Origin of the sequence: Vibrio profundum, from assembly GCF_050337555.1 — a bacterium.
GTDB lineage: Bacteria > Pseudomonadota > Gammaproteobacteria > Enterobacterales > Vibrionaceae > Vibrio > Vibrio profundum.
The window spans coordinates 375555-393809 of record NZ_JAKJTA010000003.1 but is presented as its reverse complement, the minus strand read 5'-3'; the positions used below and the strand labels follow the sequence as shown (position 1 = coordinate 393809).

The 18255-nt window shown below is 45.6% G+C and carries 16 protein-coding genes; 8 read left to right on the top strand and 8 right to left on the bottom strand.

Features of this window, described 5'->3' with window-relative positions; all coding sequences use genetic code 11:
- Positions 1-6: 6 nt before the first annotated feature.
- The 3 genes from mfd to L4C34_RS01770 all read left to right on the top strand — a co-directional run bounded on the left by mfd (position 7) and on the right by L4C34_RS01770 (position 5112).
- A complete protein-coding gene (gene mfd, locus L4C34_RS01780) occupies positions 7-3471 on the top strand; it encodes a transcription-repair coupling factor (protein ID WP_428787621.1) in 3465 nt (1154 codons plus the stop codon).
- Positions 3472-3525: 54 nt separating this feature from the next.
- Positions 3526-4293, top strand: coding sequence for a peptidoglycan binding protein CsiV (locus tag L4C34_RS01775; protein WP_428787620.1), 768 nt, complete (start codon positions 3526-3528; stop codon positions 4291-4293).
- 279 nt (positions 4294-4572) lie between these two features.
- Entirely contained in the window at positions 4573-5112 is a 540-nt protein-coding gene (locus L4C34_RS01770) for a GNAT family N-acetyltransferase (protein ID WP_428787619.1), read from the top strand.
- A 66-nt stretch (positions 5113-5178) separates the two neighbouring features.
- Here L4C34_RS01770 and L4C34_RS01765 read toward each other — a convergent pair whose 3' ends face one another.
- The 6 genes from L4C34_RS01765 to hinT form a co-directional block, all read right to left on the bottom strand.
- Complete coding sequence (locus L4C34_RS01765; RefSeq protein WP_428787618.1) at positions 5179-6468, bottom strand: NAD(P)/FAD-dependent oxidoreductase; 1290 nt, start codon at positions 6466-6468, stop codon at positions 5179-5181.
- Between the two features lie 327 nt (positions 6469-6795).
- Positions 6796-7662, bottom strand: coding sequence for a phosphotransferase (locus tag L4C34_RS01760; RefSeq protein ID WP_428787617.1), 867 nt, complete (start codon positions 7660-7662; stop codon positions 6796-6798).
- 22 nt (positions 7663-7684) lie between these two features.
- Positions 7685-8275 (bottom strand): penicillin-binding protein activator LpoB, encoded by a 591-nt coding sequence (lpoB, locus tag L4C34_RS01755; protein WP_428787616.1) that lies wholly within the window; start codon positions 8273-8275, stop codon positions 7685-7687.
- Positions 8276-8470: 195 nt separating this feature from the next.
- Positions 8471-8860 (bottom strand): YcfL family putative periplasmic lipoprotein, encoded by a 390-nt coding sequence (locus tag L4C34_RS01750; protein ID WP_428787615.1) that lies wholly within the window; start codon positions 8858-8860, stop codon positions 8471-8473.
- Positions 8857-10251 carry a COG3014 family protein gene (locus L4C34_RS01745; RefSeq protein WP_428787614.1) on the bottom strand — a complete coding sequence of 465 codons (1395 nt, stop codon included), beginning with the start codon at positions 10249-10251 and terminating at the stop codon, positions 8857-8859. Before L4C34_RS01745 ends, L4C34_RS01750 begins: the two co-directional genes overlap by 4 nt.
- A gap of 285 nt (positions 10252-10536) precedes the next feature.
- Positions 10537-10887, bottom strand: a complete 351-nt coding sequence (hinT, locus tag L4C34_RS01740) for a purine nucleoside phosphoramidase (protein ID WP_428787771.1) — start codon at positions 10885-10887, stop codon at positions 10537-10539.
- A 363-nt stretch (positions 10888-11250) separates the two neighbouring features.
- On the opposite strand from hinT, the gene L4C34_RS01735 reads away from it, so the two are divergent.
- Complete coding sequence (locus L4C34_RS01735; protein ID WP_428787613.1) at positions 11251-12429, top strand: DUF1887 family protein; 1179 nt, start codon at positions 11251-11253, stop codon at positions 12427-12429.
- 101 nt (positions 12430-12530) lie between these two features.
- Here L4C34_RS01735 and fadR read toward each other — a convergent pair whose 3' ends face one another.
- Entirely contained in the window at positions 12531-13370 is an 840-nt protein-coding gene (fadR, locus tag L4C34_RS01730) for a fatty acid metabolism transcriptional regulator FadR (RefSeq protein WP_428787612.1), read from the bottom strand.
- Positions 13371-13667: 297 nt separating this feature from the next.
- Between fadR and nhaB the strand changes: the two genes are divergently transcribed.
- A complete protein-coding gene (nhaB, locus tag L4C34_RS01725) occupies positions 13668-15257 on the top strand; it encodes a Na(+)/H(+) antiporter NhaB (RefSeq protein WP_428787611.1) in 1590 nt (529 codons plus the stop codon).
- 72 nt (positions 15258-15329) lie between these two features.
- Complete coding sequence (dsbB, locus tag L4C34_RS01720; protein WP_428787610.1) at positions 15330-15866, top strand: disulfide bond formation protein DsbB; 537 nt, start codon at positions 15330-15332, stop codon at positions 15864-15866.
- 199 nt (positions 15867-16065) lie between these two features.
- On the opposite strand, the gene L4C34_RS01715 is transcribed toward dsbB, so the two are convergent.
- A complete protein-coding gene (locus tag L4C34_RS01715; RefSeq protein ID WP_428787609.1) occupies positions 16066-17172 on the bottom strand; it encodes a DSD1 family PLP-dependent enzyme in 1107 nt (368 codons plus the stop codon).
- Positions 17173-17353: 181 nt separating this feature from the next.
- Between L4C34_RS01715 and L4C34_RS01710 the strand changes: the two genes are divergently transcribed.
- Both L4C34_RS01710 and L4C34_RS01705 read left to right on the top strand, forming a co-directional pair.
- A complete protein-coding gene (locus L4C34_RS01710; protein ID WP_428787608.1) occupies positions 17354-17845 on the top strand; it encodes a DUF4865 family protein in 492 nt (163 codons plus the stop codon).
- Between the two features lie 94 nt (positions 17846-17939).
- Positions 17940-18248: a putative quinol monooxygenase gene (locus L4C34_RS01705; RefSeq protein WP_428787607.1), complete on the top strand. Its 309-nt coding sequence runs from the start codon at positions 17940-17942 to the stop codon at positions 18246-18248.
- Positions 18249-18255 lie beyond the last annotated feature (7 nt).

Genomic DNA, 18255 nt, shown 5'->3' with positions numbered 1-18255 from the left:
GTAACCATGACTACACCGTCTTTACTCTCTCTGGTTAACCCAACGGGTACCGGAGACAAAAAACACGTCGGCAATTTGCCCGGCGCGAGTCTAGCTCTAGCCATTGCAGAGCTTAGTGAGCAGCACACCAGCCACACTCTGCTTGCCGTGCCCGATCCGCAGACCGCTCTGAAGCTCGCGAATGAAATCGAGCAATTCATCAAACAAGACGTCACGGTTTTCCCAGATTGGGAAACCCTTCCTTACGACAGCTTCTCGCCGCATCAAGAGATAATTTCCGATCGAATTGCCCGTTTATACCAGCTGCCTACTCTAAAGACAGGCATTACCATCGTCCCGATGAGCACACTTGTCCAGCGGCAATCTCCTCGTAGCTTCATGCTACAACATACTTTGATGGTCGAGACGGGTGATCAGGTCTCTCTCGATAAACTTAGAGATAAGCTGGAAAATTCGGGTTACCGACACGTCGATCAGGTATTTGGGCCAGGAGAGTATGCAAGCCGAGGTTCAATATTAGATTTATTTCCAATGGGCAGCCTGCTGCCTTATCGTATCGATTTTTTTGATGACGAAATTGATACCATTCGCACCTTTGATCCCGAGAATCAGCGCTCAATCGAAGAAATCCCCCAAATTCACCTGCTGCCCGCGCATGAGTTTCCAAGCAATAAAGAAGCTATTGAAGCATTTCGAGTACGTTGGCGACAAAAGTTTGAAGCTCGCCGAGAGCCTGAATCCATTTATAGCCAAGTATCAAAAGGGGTCTGGCCTGCTGGGATAGAATACTGGCAGCCGCTATTTTTCGAAGCCACCGAAACATTATTTGACTACTTACCTGATGGTTGTCAAATCATCACCGTGGGCGATATTGATACTCCTATCGACACCTTCTTGGCTGACGTGCACGACAGGTATGAGCAACGTAAGATTGATCCACTCCGTCCATTGTTAGCGCCAGAAGAATTGTGGCTAAAAAAGGACGAACTGTATTCATATCTTAAAGCCTACCCTCAAGCCGTATTGACACGCGAAGCGACAGGCAACAAAGCCGGGCGAACCAACCTCAAAATCGAGTCCTTACCAACGCTTGCAGTGCAGCATCAACACAAAGAGCCGCTGAGCGCTCTGCGCCAATTCACTGAATCTTTTCAAGGCCAAGTGATCTTTTCGGTTGAATCGGAAGGCCGGCGTGAAGCCTTACTGGAGTTGTTAGAGGGTATTAAACTGCGCCCAGAAGCTATCGATAGCTTTTGCGACGCCCTTGAACGCAAATCAAAATATAGCCTGATCATCGGCGCGTCAGAGCACGGTTTTGTCTACGACGGTCAATGCCTTGCGGTCATCTGTGAGAGCGACCTACTGGGTGATCGAGTCATTCAACACCGGCGTAAAAATCGTAAAACCACCAATAGCGAAACCGTGATTCGCAACCTCGCTGAGCTAAAATCAGGTCAGCCTGTTGTGCATATTGATCATGGTGTCGGACGTTACCTAGGCCTAGAGACGCTAGAAGCCGGTGGGATGCTCACCGAATACGTGATGCTTGAATACCAAAATCAGGCTAAATTGTACGTCCCAGTTGCTTCACTGAATTTGATCAGCCGTTATTCAGGTGGCGCAGAAGATTCAGCGCCTATCAACAAACTCGGCAGCGACAACTGGGAAAAAGCCAAAAAACGCGCCGCCGAAAAAGTCCGTGACGTAGCAGCTGAACTGTTAGACGTATACGCAAAACGAGAACTTAAGCCCGGCTACAAATTCAGCCTAGATCGCGAGCAATACGCCACCTTCAAAGCTGGATTCCCATTTGAAGAAACCGACGATCAATCAACAGCGATCAACGCGGTCTTATCTGACATGTGCCAAGCAAAAGCGATGGATCGTTTGGTCTGTGGTGATGTCGGTTTTGGTAAAACTGAAGTCGCCATGCGCGCGGCATTTCTTTGTACCGACAATAGTAAACAAGTCGCCGTTTTAGTACCAACCACCTTACTCGCCCAGCAGCACTTTGAGAACTTTCGCGACCGATTTGCCAACCTACCGATTCGAGTCGAAGTTTTATCACGCTTCAAAACAGCCAAAGAGCAAAAGCAGATCTTACAAGAAGTAGCGGAAGGGAAAATTGATATTGTTGTCGGCACTCATAAGCTGCTGTCTAGCGATATTAAGTTCAGCGATCTTGGCCTGCTCGTCGTTGATGAAGAACATAGATTTGGTGTGCGACAAAAAGAGAAAGTTAAGGCAATGCGCGCCGATGTCGACATCTTAACTCTCACCGCGACCCCTATCCCAAGAACCCTAAATATGGCAATGAGCGGCATGCGTGATTTGTCTATTATCGCGACCCCACCAGCGCGCAGATTGTCGATAAAAACCTTTGTTCGACAATATGACGACAGTGCTATTCGTGAAGCAGCCCTGCGAGAAATCATGCGCGGGGGCCAAGTCTATTTCTTACACAACCAAGTTGAAACGATTGAAAAAGTCGCACAAGATCTAGAAAAGTTAATTCCTGAAGCTCGTGTCACCGTGGCCCATGGTCAAATGCGCGAACGAGAGCTCGAACGCATCATGAACGACTTCTATCACCAACGTTTCAACCTGTTGGTGTGTACCACCATCATTGAAACGGGTATTGATGTCCCGACCGCAAACACCATCATCATGAACCGCGCCGACAACTTGGGCCTCGCTCAGCTACACCAACTTAGAGGGCGAGTTGGTCGTTCGCACCACCAAGCGTACGCATACCTACTCACACCACATCCGAAATCGATGACGAAGGATGCCGCCAAGCGATTAGACGCGATAGCCTCGTTAGAGGACCTCGGGGCAGGATTCACGCTGGCAACGCACGATCTAGAGATACGCGGCGCGGGCGAGCTATTAGGCGATGAGCAAAGCGGCCAAATCCACTCTGTCGGCTTTACTCTCTACATGGAAATGCTAGAGCAAGCGGTTGAAGCGCTGAAAAATGGTAAAGAGCTCTCACTGGATGAGTTGCTGCGCGAGCAAACCGAAATTGAGATGCGCTTGCCTGCACTATTGCCCGATAACTACATTCCAGACGTCAACTCAAGGCTATCTATGTATAAACAAATCGCCAGCGCAAGTTCAACTGATGAACTTACTGAGGTGAAAGTGGAGCTTATCGATCGCTTTGGCTTGCTTCCTGATGCGACTAAAAACTTACTATTAGTCTCGGAGTTGAAAGTGGTGGCTGGCGCACTAAAAGTGAAAAAAATTGAAGCGCACGACAAAGGTGGTCATATAGAGTTCTATCCAAATGCTGACATAAACCCGACTTACTTGGTTAAACTGTTGCAATCTCAACCGCAACAATTTTCCATGGAAGGGCCGACCAAGCTAAAATTCTCGGTGCCTTTAGTCGATAGACGCAAACGCACCCGATTTGTCGCTGATATGCTTGAAGAATTTGGCCAAAACTTACTACCAAATCTGGCATAATATGCCCAAGTATGCCAAACGGCTTTTTACTTTACTCTATACCACGGAGTTACAATGAGAAAACTGCTCCCACTACTGCTGTTATTTATCTCGGTTCCAGCTTTGGCTCAGAGACAATTTGACATAGAAGTGATTATTTTCAAACGCAACGTTAATCCTGTAAGCGTAAACGAATCTTGGCCTACAAACTTGCCACCTATCGATATGAAAGGCGTAGGTAGCTTTAGCAATGCAGCCTATCTCGCCCGAAAAGGGGTGAAAATACTGCCACCTTCGCAATACAAACTCGACAAAGAAGTGCAAACGTTACAAAACCATGCTGGTTTCCAAGTATTAAAGCACATTGCATGGCGACAAGGTGATAAAGGCCGCCTTTCTGCTCCGGTATTTAAAATCCAAGCAGGTAAAGACTACTCGGAACAATTCAATCCAGATGGTAGCGAAAAGAAAGAAGTAGTTGGCACCCAAGTAATGGATGGCGTCACTGAAACTACGCTACCTAAGCCTCTGTATGAGCTCGATGGTAAGCTTCAAATCTATGTCGAGCATTACCTGTACGCCGATACGTCGCTAGATCTGAAAGAGCCAAGCACGAAAACCACCATCATCAGCGATCCAGAAATCGGCTTAAATGGCGATAGCGATCACGATAGCTCTGAAGTCCAAATTGGCAATTTAGAGAAGATCACTCCACCGACCAAAGTGGAAACCATCCTAAAATCGTACCGAATGAAGCAGAAACGCCGTATGCGTAGCTCTCACACCTACTACTTTGATAATCCACTGATGGGTATGATTGTCCAAGTGCGTAAAGTGAAGTAACTCTGTAACATCGAGCACCCTGAGTTAGGGTGCTCGATAGTCAATATTTAGCCTCATGACTATCTCTTTTTTGAAATCCCGTATGAAACACGCACTTTTGTCGAGCGACCTCCAAAATAAGAATATGGTATTTGAGTTCGGGTCATTCTCAGTCGTAGAAGAGTAAGTCAATATAGCCTAAAGCACCCCATATTTTATACACACTCAATCTACCGCAACGCCACGTCTTTACCTCAATCGGTATATACTTTGAGTAGTTACTTGTTCATGGATAGAGAGATGACGCCGCACTTTCAGATCACAACAACGCGCCTGACACTAAAACTTATCCCCATACAGCACGCATCACTCTTGTATCAGTGTGTGCAAGAATCGCCGTCTCTTCAGGTTTGGATGGACTGGTGCTGTGATGATTTTGGCCTTGGGGACGCAGAAGACTTTATCATGATGACACGTTTAAATTGGACCCAATCTAAAGCGTTTGGTTTTGGCGTTTTCCTTAACGGTAGTAATACCTTACTTGGCATGGTATCGGTCAACGAGCTTTATCATACCTTTAATATGGCCAGTGTCGGCTATTGGATTAGCGATCAATACCAGCGCCAAGGCTTTGGCAAAGAAGCACTGCAAGCGCTGGTAGATTTCTGCTTTAACAACCTATCCGTTACTCGGTTAGAAATCGTCTGCGATCCGGACAATGTTGCCAGCCAACAGCTTGCTTGTGCTTGCAACGCCAAATTCGAAGTCTTAGCTGAAAACCGCTACGTCCACCAAGGTGCTCCAAAAGCCGGTATGGTATTTTCTATCTTACCCGGATAGAGGAATTTGAGATGCAAAAAAGGCCCGTTTTCACGAGCCTTTTAATACAAATTAACGAGATGTAAATTAGTGCAATTTGAGATGTGGACGCAACAGTCGGTTGATACGGCCCATCAACATGATCAATGCCGTTTTAAATATACCGTGCAATGCCATTTGGTGCATGCGATAAAGAGAAACATAGACGACTCGAGCAATGCGCCCTTCAATCATCATTGATCCCTTCGTCAGGTTGCCCATAAGGCTGCCGACTGTGGTAAATTTGCTCAACGAAATTAGGGAACCTTTGTCTTTGTAGATATACGGCTTCTGATCTCGGCCATTTAACTTAGCAACGATGTTGCTGTAAGCTCGGCTTGCCATTTGATGCGCCGCTTGCGCGCGTGGCGGAACAAATGAGCCATCTGGCTGGGTGCATTGAGCAAGATCGCCGATAACAAAGATATCGTCATCACGTGTCGTTTGCAGAGTTTCCGTCACAACAAGCTGGTTGATGCGGTTAGTCTCAAGTCCTGCAATATCCTTCATGTAATCTGGCGCTTTAATTCCCGCAGCCCAAACCATGATTTGCGCTGGAATTTTCTCACCCTCAGACGTCACTAGCCCATCTTTTTCCGCACATGTTACTCGAGTCGACGTACGAACTGTCACGCCAAGTTTAGCCAGTTCTTTATGTGCTGAGCCTGAAATTCTTGGTGGTAAAGCTGGAAGGATTCGCTCGCCCGCTTCAACTAAGTTTATATTTAGCTTACTAGAGTCAAGATCGTTGAAGCCATAGTTTTGCAGCTCATTAATCGCGTTGTGCAACTCGGCAGAAAGTTCGACACCTGTGGCACCTGCACCTACTATCGCAATATCCACTAAGCCTTCGCCATGCTTGGCATGTAGGCGCAAGAACTCGTTGTTCATTTCACTACGGAAGCGACGAGCCTGCTCTGGACTATCAAGGAAAATGCAATGGTCGCTAACACCCGGTGTGTTGAAGTCATTGGATTTCGATCCAATCGCTAACACTAATACATCATATTCTAACTCACGGCTTGGCATTAGCAGTTGGTCTTGCTCATCACGCATCTCGGCGAGAGTAATCACTTTTCGCTCACGATCGATATCGGATAAGCTGCCCATTTGAAAATCAAATGAATGGTTTCTCGCGTGTGCTCGATAGCTCAAAGCATCCACACCTTCATCTAACGATCCAGTCGCTACTTCATGTAATAGAGGCTTCCAAAGGTGGCTCGCTTTGCGATCCACCAAGGTAATGCTAGCGCGGTTCTTGCGTCCCAGCGTTCGGCCTAACTTGGTTGCGAGTTCTAAACCACCCGCACCTCCACCTACAACGATAATTCGTGTCACAACAATAATCCTCTAAGAATGTAAAAACCTGTATCGACCCGAGTTCTCGTGTCGAAAAAATACTACTCAGAAATCGCGTTTAGCCGCCTGAACTCACACAATGCATATTGGATTAAAGCCAGATCCAAAGAGGTCTATTCTTATTCGGGTAAGTTCTAACTTACTCTTAATTTTGTTGATGTTTATCAATACTTATATAAGTAGCAGCCATTATATAGCGCTGATTTAGTGACGCAACTCAATATTCCACCCCAGATACCGAATAGCGTAATGTATCTATGGAAAATAAGTTCGCGAAAATCGTGCCTGATTCTGAGGTGCTGAGCATCAGTTATCACAAGGTTCAAATGCGGTTTTCTCGATATGGTGAGCTTGGTCTAAATACATCTCATCGCCCCACAATTGATAAGCGAGCAGATACCAAAGTAATGCCAAGAGCGCTGTACGAGGCTGCCAAGCTGTCACTCCTTCAACCCAATCGCCCACCTGTTCTATTCCCCTAAGCTGACAATAACGGTAAACCGACTCCAATAGTTTTTCCCCTGATGCTGAAATGCTCAACATTAAGTCTAGTCTAGGGTCCGCGATGGACGCATATTCCCAATCTATTGCTCGGTATCCTGCTGAAGTTTTAATCATGTTGTAGCCAGCCAAATCAAAATGGCATAGACAAGACGAGATTGCTGGAATAGAAGGTGGCGATTGCCAGAGATGGTAGAGCTGCCGCACATTGTCAGACAACACTTCCTCTCCTAGCTGAGACCAGTAATGATGGACGCGTTCGGCATAATTAAAAGGCAACACTGGAATGGTATTCGGTAGGATCTGATGAGTTTGGATCAGCAATTTTAGTACGGCGTCAAAGCTAACGCCTACTTGGCACGCCTCACCCTCCACCCATTCGACCAATAAGCCGTGTGAATTAATCGCGTAAGGCTTTGGTCCGACTCCTAGCGATTGAATCGCAGTCAGAACTCGGTGTTCCTGATAACGTGAAATAGCAAATGCTTGAATCACATGACTGTGAGGCCGCCAGACAAACTGCTGTTGGTCAGTTAACGTGACTTTCCAACAGCGGTTCGTTAGCCCTCCAGCCAAAATATCTGCGTGATCTGGAGGACTTGAAAAGAAGTGATCCAGTGACGCTAAAGAAGGGTCAAAACGACAGGCGTCTTGCCACAGCATTCTCGCCATAAATCACTCCTAAGGTTGATGGTTAGAAACCGATCAACGCCTTTTTCTCTTGCTTACGGATCTGAGTTTCATCCGCCCACTCGATCAAACCTGTTTTTAGGTCCATCAAGCGCATCGTCATTTTATAGTATACATCTTTGTCACGGCCTGAGCTCTGGACAATGCTAGACAAGTTACCGTACAGCATGTATTGAGCGCCAACCATATTACCGAACTTAATCGCAGTATTTTGATCGACCAATTCATCATGGTTTTGGAAGTTCAGCTGTTTACGTACGTCGCTTACTCGGCTCATGTCGACAAAACGGAATTTACCTGAGTTGAGCATCTTAGTGCTCACAGTATCGGTAATGGATTCAGTATCAATGTGCTGACTGGTTTTATTCTTTATTCCATCAACAAATACGATAGGACGGCTATTGCGAGTGATCGCAGCAATGGATGGTGACATCATCATGCTATCGACCATATTGCCGGCGATTTTTTGTAAATCGGTGGAATTGAAGTCAACCGAGGTGGTATCAACCGCATTTGGATCTTCATAGGTCACTTGGTTCGAACAGCCGCCCAATAGAATAGCTAGACCAAGCAATGCAATTGCACTTTTTTTCATGTTGGAGATTCCTTAATTTACTAAATTATGATGTGTCACAGTCCAAGCATCATTAGATGCCTATAGTCTATACATCGATCTCATTATAAAAGTTTAATCATTGGTATTACTGCAGCTCAAAGCACACTAATCGATAGCACACGAACCGATAGTAGCAATCACTTCAAGTTAACAACACACCAACACAAACAGACTTTAGTTATTTGCTTCTCGAATCTGAAGACGGAACTGAGTCCCATTCGGATTCAGCGTCACTTCCGACAGCGAAATCGTTTCGTCACCGTAGATCAGCGCCTGACGCCACGAGCTTGCGCTTGAATTCACTTCGAGGCCGTCAGCATTGTACCAAGAGAATCGATACAAAATATGCAAGTTACCTTTGTATTGGCTCGCTAAACGCACAACGCCACGAGCTCGCCCATCAACCTCGGCGGTAGAGATATCTTTCACTGTCAATCGAGAGCCTAACACTTTATCGCCAAACAAGACCTTTTGCGATGAACCATCAATCTGCAAACCCGCAGTATTATAGGCACAACCTGCCATAAACAGTGATAACACTGTTAAAACTAACCATTTTTTCATTCCAGCCTTCCTAATTGTGTATGCCAAGATGTCGCCTTACTGCCTTGGCGTGATATCCATACTAATACTGTGTGTCCAGCCTTAACATTAAAGCTGAAATCCTTCCCACCCGCACGAACGGTTTGTTCACCCGCTTTAACATAGCGGCTTGAAGTATAGACATTGGCAGGCAAGGTTTGCCAACTTCGTGTGTCCGCTTGTTCCGTGAAGGTGTTCCATAAGTTGAGCAGTAAATTACTCAATTGCCCACCATGTTCCGCGGCTTGACGGCGAATTTCGTTTTTGGCGTAAATACGCATCGCTTGCCGCAAAATAATAGTGGGTAAACGCTCCGATAAATCCGTTTTTGCCATTAGGTTCACATTGGCTAATTTCGTCGATGAAAGCTGTTTCTCGTTAAGCCTCACTGGCAGAAACTTCTGTACGTCCTGCTTGGGGTAGTATGGTAGTGACATCGAATAAATCGAGCTACCATAATGGTCCATAAGAGGAAGAGACAGTTTCCAAGCTTGGCGGGCTTCCACTTCTCCCTCTTCATCAATCACGATAACGCGAGCTTGACCATCTTTCAGCGAGGGCTGCTGACCATACTTTTTAAGAAGTAGCTGTAGATCTTGATTCATCCCTAGCATGCTAGCAACGCGGATTGTCCCTTCAATCACTTGCTTGTTATCTGGCGCTACGGCTAAGGCGCGTCGATAATCGACATATGCATCATTAAGGTCGCCTGACGTTTCATACAACAATGCCGATAAATAAAACAAATACCCATTTTGCACCGCTTGTAGCTCTTTGCCTGCTGACGGGTAATTGGCTAACACGCTACCAAGATTGGGCGAAACCCCTTTACTTGCCAAGTCTTTCTGCGCAGATTTAAGTTCACTTTCGCGCTCTTGCTTCGCCTTCATTTGCACTTGGTTAGCCACGCGCATTTCCACTAACGCCCCAGACAAATCGTTCTTGCGTAAGTAGTTTAAACCCAAGTACAAATGTAAAAAGCCTAATTCGTAATCTGCGGGTGCATAGTGATCTAAGTTGTCATTCGCCGCCAAAGCACCGATATCCACGGCGGTATCAGAAAGCGACACAACGGGTTGGTTTTGCCACGCTTTCACGGCCTGATCACTTTTCTCAAGGCTCGACATACTATTTGGATATTTTGCATCCAAGAAATACACTCGACCGCGTTCCATGTTATCTAGAATATCGCCAGCAATATGATCCGGAAGCACTTTAACCGCTTCGGCGTAATCCCCTTTGTCCACGGCTTGGTAAACAGGGCGATTTTGCGCGCTATAATGGCTAAATAAATTGCCTGTGGACATATTGGCACAAGACGACAGAAAAAAGGTTGCCGAAATCAACGTAATAAGTCGAACGTGTTTCCGCACTTCAAACTCCAACAAAAGTAATTAAATCGATATGCATGCCTATGTAACTTCAAGAGCGCTTTTTACAGCGAACGAGTTCAAGTTTCAGGTAACGCAAGGTAGATATTTGAGCCTTAATTGCACCACGTGAAGAATCGATATCAATGTAGTAAGCAAGTACTTGTGGCTCTTGAACGAACGTTCCGAGCAGGGTTAGACCGTCAGAACGTCATTACTATCCATTTCTAATAAAAGATTTTAATTCGCGTCTTTGCAAACTTAATTTAAGCCCTTAGTATTAAAATGTTAGCTCAGTAACATTGGGCCTAAAGGTTTCCCACCGACGAGATGCATGTGAATGTGATACACCTCTTGACCACCATGCGCATTACAATTCACCAGCAGGCGGTAACCATCTTCGGCAATCCCCTCTTGCTGAGCAATTTTTCGCGCGACGGTAAACATTCGCCCCATAGCCGCTTCATCGTCTTCAGTGACATCATTTACCGTGGCTATCAATTTATTGGGAATGATCAATACGTGGCTTGGAGCGCGTGGATTAATGTCTCTAAACGCTGTGACTAAGTCGTCTTGATAAACAACGTCCGCTGGGATTTCTTTACGAATGATTTTACTAAAGATAGTTTCTTCAGCCATGCCATGCTCCAATGCTCTTAACAACATGCCGTTGGCGTGAATCATAATCACGATACAAATCGGCACGTATAGGTGAATGTCAAATACACTCACAGTATGCTTGATGGCGCTAGAAAGCTCAATAATTTCAACTATCAAGCTAGAGCCCACCTTAAAATCTCCTGTTTTCTAGGGCTTGAAACAGGTCAGCGAAATGCAGTAATCAGCCTACAAATTATTGAACTGTGTAAATTTGCTGTCAATAAACGTCCTTGCAGAAGAATATTCCCCCGGTAGCCTTGTTTTTGACGGTTAGCATCGTTATATCGTTAATAACACTCGCGCATTATCTGACTGATGCAAGCCAAATCGAGAGGGACAGTTATGGCAATTCATGTAGGTATTATTGATCAAGACCCCATCCGTTTAATCACACCACTTTTGGACAGTCGAGCGGTCAATACTCATATGGTGTTCATCGGGGATAATAGCCAGAAAGACATGTTTTTAAGGCTCAACAAAGTCTTGCAACACCATCGTATAGATTCAGAATTCTTTGAGATTCCACCCGATGCTAACACATCACTGATCAAGGCATCCGTTCATTCGTTAGCCTCAGAACTCAAAGCTCGCGGCAAGAAAATTGTAATGAATGCCAGCTGCGGATTAAGGCATCGATTACTTTCGGTCTACGAAGTTTTTCGCAGCTACGAATGGCCCATTTTTGTGGTTGAGCCAAACAGTGATCAGCTTTGCTGGCTCTACCCCGACACCGAAGCCGACGGTCAAGTTCAAGACAACATCACTATCTCAGATTATTTAACGGTTTTTGGTGCTCGTGGAGAGTTTAATGAAATCGAGCTTTCGCCAAAGCTGGACCAAACTTTACGTGAATTAGGCCAGCGCTGGGCAAGTAACGCATTGGAGCTAGGCCCTGGCCTAGCAACGCTCAACTACCTTGCTACTACATGTCGCAAAGAGCAAAAGCTTGATGTCGAGCTATCGACCAAGCAGCAGGGGTACCGTGAGCTGAACATGTTGATTAGTGATTTAGTGGATATGGGGATTGCATCGTATAAAAACGGTGTATTGAGCTTTGCAGACGAAGATGCAAGGCGATTCGCTAACGGAGAGTGGCTAGAAAACTTAGTCCATAGTACCGTCCGTCGCATCCAGAAACATATGCCAACGATTCAAGATCGCTCACTTAACGTTCAAGTTTACCGCCAGCTCGGTGCTCGAGAAGTTCGGAACGAACTAGACGTGGCTTGCGTCGTCAACAACAAGCTCCATATCATCGAATGCAAAACGAAAGGCATGCGAGACGACGGTGACGACACCTTGTATAAACTTGAATCGCTAACCGATTTGCTCGGCGGGCTACAAGCAAGAGCAATGCTAGTTAGTTTCCGCCCACTGCGTTACAACGATATTACTCGCGCAGAAGATCTTGGCCTCGCCTTGATCGGGCCTGAAGAGTTAAAAGATCTAGAGAAATATTTAACCAATTGGTTCTTGGCGGCAGGTGGCCACGAACACTCTGGCTCTCATACCTACGCCTAGCTATACTGTCATCTGGTGACAAACATCACCAACGGAACACCAAAGCTATAAACGAAATAAACCCGCACTAGTGCGGGTTTATTAGTAATATATGAGACGAATTAGCTTTCGTCTTCCGTAAAGCTAGTTGGCAATGTCAGCTTAAGTTCGTTCCAAATCTGACCACTTTCCAAGCCATACTGCCTAACCACTCCTGACAACTTGTCACGCTGCCCTGTCTGGCAAAGCTCAAGTAAATCACGATAAAATTTCATCGCCAAATCCCGAGCGGCTGGATCAGAAAAGTAATAGCTACCCACACGGTCATAAAGTTTTTTCAAACCGTTAAAAATTAGGCCATAGATCTGATTGCCAGAATGGAAGGCTAAACGTTGAAACAGCATGTAATCATAAAAATTGAACGTTTTAGCTAGTAGAATGGCCTGACGCTTTTCAGGGTCTTTTTCACCATCATCATTAATACTTTGCGATATTTTCTCAGCGTATGGAGAGGACTCCATAAACTCATCCCAAGATTCAGTCTGGAGTAAGGTCTCACACGACTCAATCACATTCGTGAGAGTACGCTCAGAGCTTTCTTTATTCAGCTTAAAGGCATAACGCATGAAGATTGGGGTAATACTGGTCCGCGCGGCCAACAGATCTTCCACTATGCTTGTCGCGTTATCAGCATCAAGCGTCATTAAAGTGTCTAAAATGTGCAAGCCCGACGTTTCCATGAACTGGTTAACCTTGGTGGGCTTGCCATGACGGATTGTGAGCCACCCGTCGCGCGCCAACCTCTGCAGAACCTCACGTAAAGTCGTACGTGTGACGCCAATCAGTTCAGACAACTCACGCTCAGCGGGTAGAATGGAGCCAGGAGGAAAACGGCCGTTCCATATGCTCTCAATAATGTATTTCTCTGCAAATCCAGCGGGACTTTTTGCCTTGATAACCATTAATTACTTTTCCAAGGTTTATTCGAGTCTAATACAACTCATCATACCACTAGTTTAACACTAGAAAAATAAATTGCTTAGAAAGTTAGTCAATCCGCTTTGTTAAATTTCTGACAGCTAGAACTCATCTCGCCGCCTAACCGCCGACAATACGCTATCTCTCTTTTTCGATTTGGCGTGCCAATGTCAATTCCAGATAAATAAAAACAGCCATTTCAGATAAATAGATATTGACTCACTGACCGCGCTCTGTAGAGTTTGTAATCGGCTTTTCCCGATAATCAAGAGCATTCAACTATGCCTACGTCGTTCACGCATGCGTTAAGTAAAAACTTTCTTGGCAATTCACCTAACTGGTATAAATGGGCCATTATTGGCTTTTTGATCATCAATCCCATTGTTTTTCATATCAATGCCTTTGCGGCCGGCTGGTTGCTAGTCGTGGAATTTATTTTCACACTAGCAATGGCATTAAAGTGTTATCCCCTACAACCCGGCGGTTTACTCGCCATTGAAGCGGTTGCTATCGGAATGACAACGGCTGAGCACGTGAAACACGAACTGGTCTCCAACATTGAAGTTTTACTGTTATTGATCTTCATGGTCGCTGGTATCTATTTCATGAAACAGCTGCTGCTGTTTATCTTCACCAAAATTCTGCTCAACATCCGATCTAAAATTTGGATTTCCGTGGCCTTTTGTATTGTCTCGGCTTTTTTGTCGGCTTTCCTTGATGCTCTAACAGTCATTGCGGTTGTGATAAGTGTCGCGGTCGGGTTTTATGCGATTTACCACAAGGTAGCATCAGGTAAAGGGGCTCAGTCTTCTCATGACCTCACTCAAGATGAAGACCTTTGTGATTTAACTCGAGATGATTTAGACCATTACCGTGCCTTTTTGCGTTCTCTGCTAATGCACGCTGGGGTTGGTACTGCTCTCGGCGGTGTTATGACCATGGTTGGAGAGCCGCAAAACCTTATTATCGCCCATCAAGCCGGTTGGCAATTTGGCGATTTTATATTGCGCATGTCACCAGTGACGGTGCCAGTCTTCTTGCTCGGCATACTAACGTGTGTATTGGTCGAAAAATTTAAAGTCTTTGGCTACGGCTCTGAGTTACCCGCTAATGTGCGCAGTATTCTTGTTGACTACGACAAAGCTGAAAGTCAATCTCGCACACGACAAGATTCTCTCAAACTGTATATCCAAGGAGGTGTCGCAATATGGTTAATCATTGGCCTTGCCCTACACCTTGCGACCGTTGGATTGATTGGCTTATCGGTTATTATCCTCGCAACTTCCTTAACTGGCATCATAGAAGAACATCAGATTGGTAAGGCCTTTGAAGAGGCGCTGCCTTTCACCGCACTTTTAGCTGTATTCTTCTCAATTGTCGCCGTCATCATAGATCAGCATTTATTCGCGCCAATCATTGATGCCGTACTGCACATTCAAAATAGCAACACCCAACTTGCGCTCTTCTATGTGGCAAATGGTTTGCTTTCCATGGTTTCTGACAATGTCTTTGTCGGCACCGTTTATATTCATGAAGTTAAAGACGCGTTGGCAAGTGGACTTATTTCACGTGAACAGTTCGATTTACTCGCTGTAGCGATAAATACGGGGACTAACTTACCTTCCGTCGCCACACCGAATGGCCAGGCAGCCTTCTTATTCCTGCTGACTTCGACACTCGCGCCTATGATCCGCTTGTCGTACGGTCGTATGGTATGGATGGCATTGCCCTACACTATCGTGCTTTCGCTGGTTGGGTTACTGGGTATTATGTTTTCATTAGAACCGTTAAGTGCCTATTTCTACCATATAGGCTGGCTGACGGACGTTACCAACCATGCCACCAATATCATTGAGTTGAATGGGCATTAGCGCTTGATTCTCACCGCTATAAACGATAAAACGCTCTGATAGGTCAGAGCACTTCTCTCTAAGGGACACTTTGTGAAATTGTTGAACTCTATTAAATTGTTTTCAGCCCAACGACGCTCTTGGGCACTGTTATTGCTAATTTCGATCGGCTTTGAAGCCTGTGCGCTGTATTTTCAGCATGTTAAAGGGTTAGCCCCTTGCGTGATGTGCGTCTATGAACGCGTCGCCATGTTCGGCATTGTGTTTGCCGCTCTTATCGGCCTGTTGAAGCCGTCACTCTCTGTGATACGTTGGCTTGGACTACTTGTTTGGGGGGGCAGCGCTTATCAAGGGTTAATGCTCTCAATACAACACGTTAATTTTCAGCTCAATCCAAGCCCATTCGATACTTGTAGCTTATTTACCGAATTTCCAGCTTGGCTACCATTGAATGATTGGCTGCCTTCCGTATTCGCAGCTTCAGGTGAATGCTCCGATATATCGTGGACGTTTCTGTCTCTGACCATGCCTCAGTGGCTCGTCATCGTTTTTGCGGCAAACCTCATCATATTAGCCGGAATAATCATTAGCCAGCTGGCCCCAAATCGTGCACGCCAGCAAAGTTACTAGGTTAAGTTACTAGGTTAAGTTACTAGGTTAAGCTACTACTCCCCAATACTGATAAAGGTGCGCCTTGACGCACCAATAACTTCAATTTTCTCTGGTGTTCAATCGAGAAATTAGACTACAAGCCATAAGCGGGAGCTTCCCGTTCATGGCTTTGTGCTCACAATTATCGGAGGATGAATAGCCTCATCGGCTTATCAAATTAATCCGAGCGGCCGCGTCCTTCAATAGTCCAGGTTTCCACGACCTGCCCGTTTTGCACTGCGTATAACGTATCAAAATTATTTAACGTGGTATCACAATGGCTCGGGATAAGAATAATCTGCTGACCCAGCTCAAGTGAAGAGTTACCTTCTTCCAGATGTAAAATACCGTGTTCATCGCCTCCCGTTTGATAACGAATCGCATCGCTCTTCTCCACCTTAGGCATACCAAGATCAATCGACAAACACTTCATTCCAGCATCAATCACTGCCCTCTTCCCGTTTGGCATGCTGATCACCGTACTAAGCACTTTCAACGCAGCACCAAACTGATGATTACTCGTATCGCTGTTCTCATCACCGATAACTTGATAAGCCGCATCCATAAACAAGTAGGAGCCAGCTTGAATCTCGGTAAAGCCCAACCCTTGATAGGCCGCGTAAGTGCCCGTACCGCCTCCACTTACGATGGAAGGCTCTAACCCTTTAGGCTTAAGTACATTGTCAATAAAGTCAAACACGCTCAACACTGCGCTGCGCGCCTGAGTATTTCGATGCTCATACCCTCTGATATGCTGTAAGTGACCGCTGTATGCCTGAATACCAGCGTAGTTGACTCCGTCTGTTACTTGAATGGCTTCAATTAGCTCAACCAACTCATCACCGACTTCAACCCCACAACGCTGTTGGCCACTTTCCACTTCAATCATTAACTGAACCACTAACCCAGCGGCTCTCGCAGCTTGTCCAATCGCAATCACGTGATAGCTGTGGTCGATTACCTGAATAAAGCGACATTCTGGGTGCTGTTGATGCATGGCGATCAAACGCTGAATTTTCTTTGGCCCCGCAATGGGCGTCGTAATCAGAATGTCCTTAATTCCTCCCTCGGCCATCACTTGCGCTTCACCAAGTTTAGCGGTACAAATTCCCATGGCACCCGCATCGATCTGCATCTGCGCAATCGCCGGGATTTTGTGCGCTTTTGTGTGTGGTCGAAGTACCAAACCTAACTCGTCAACGCGGCTTTGCATTACTCTCATGTTATTTTTCATCACGTCGAGGTCAACGATGAGCGCCGGCGTGTCCAACTGACTGATATCCATAATTATCCTTGTTACGTTATTCGTTCTATATGGCTGAAAAAGGATTATACCCAAGTAACCTCTGAGTGCGTTATCTAAAGTAAATCGTGCCAAAATTCAAAACCTAGCGTCCTGAATCGATTGATTTTTTTCAAAGTGCATCGACGTCACTATGTTTTAAACAGATATCAGGAGATTCACCATGATTGCAATGCACTATAATATTTTACTTGCGGACGACTACCCAATGGACAAAATCGAACAGCGCATCCGAGACAAAGGCCACCTACTCGATAAGTTCCCTGGGCTCGTCTTCAAGGCCTATCTATATTCCCGAAAAGATGCCCCCCATGGCCGAGCCGATAATAACCGCTACGCACCGTTTTACGTTTGGAAAAACCATCACGCGATGATGAGATTTCTCGGCAGTGACGGCTTTCAGTCGCTGTGTGAGCAATTTGGCCGGCCAAACGTGACAACATGGTTCATCGACACTCCGATAACCATTCCAGAATCCAGTCATGCCTTTGCCAGCCTATCCATTGTAGAAGGTGAGAAAGCTGCGTCACAAGCAACAAGCGGTCTTCCTTACAATTATCAAACGTGGCAGCAACTCGACATTCGTTGGCTAAATAATCTTTCCCAAGGTGATGAAGGCAACATCTATGACATCGGCTATATTGCCTACGGGTAATATATAGAAGAAGAGAAGAAAGAGCCTAAAAGATGATAGCGTGTTGATTTTATGTTAACTTCCCTTCCCACAATTCAAGGGAGCTATCTATATAATGGACAATAACGTATTTGTATTTGCGAAAATCACCCCTAAACCAGAATTCTATTCAGACACCAAATCCGCATTAGCAGGAATGCTGGACGCAACAAGGCAAGAAAAAGGCTGCATCTGGTTTGATTTACATAGCTCAGAAATTGAAAAACACTTGTATCTTTACGAAGAATGGCAAGATAGAAAATACTTGGACGCACATCATGAACAAACACATACTAAATCAGTGGCAAGTAAACTTGAGAGTTGGCTTTCTGAACCAACGGAAGTCTCTTTGATGAACAAAATAGACGCACAAGTCGCTCTATAAAAAGCGC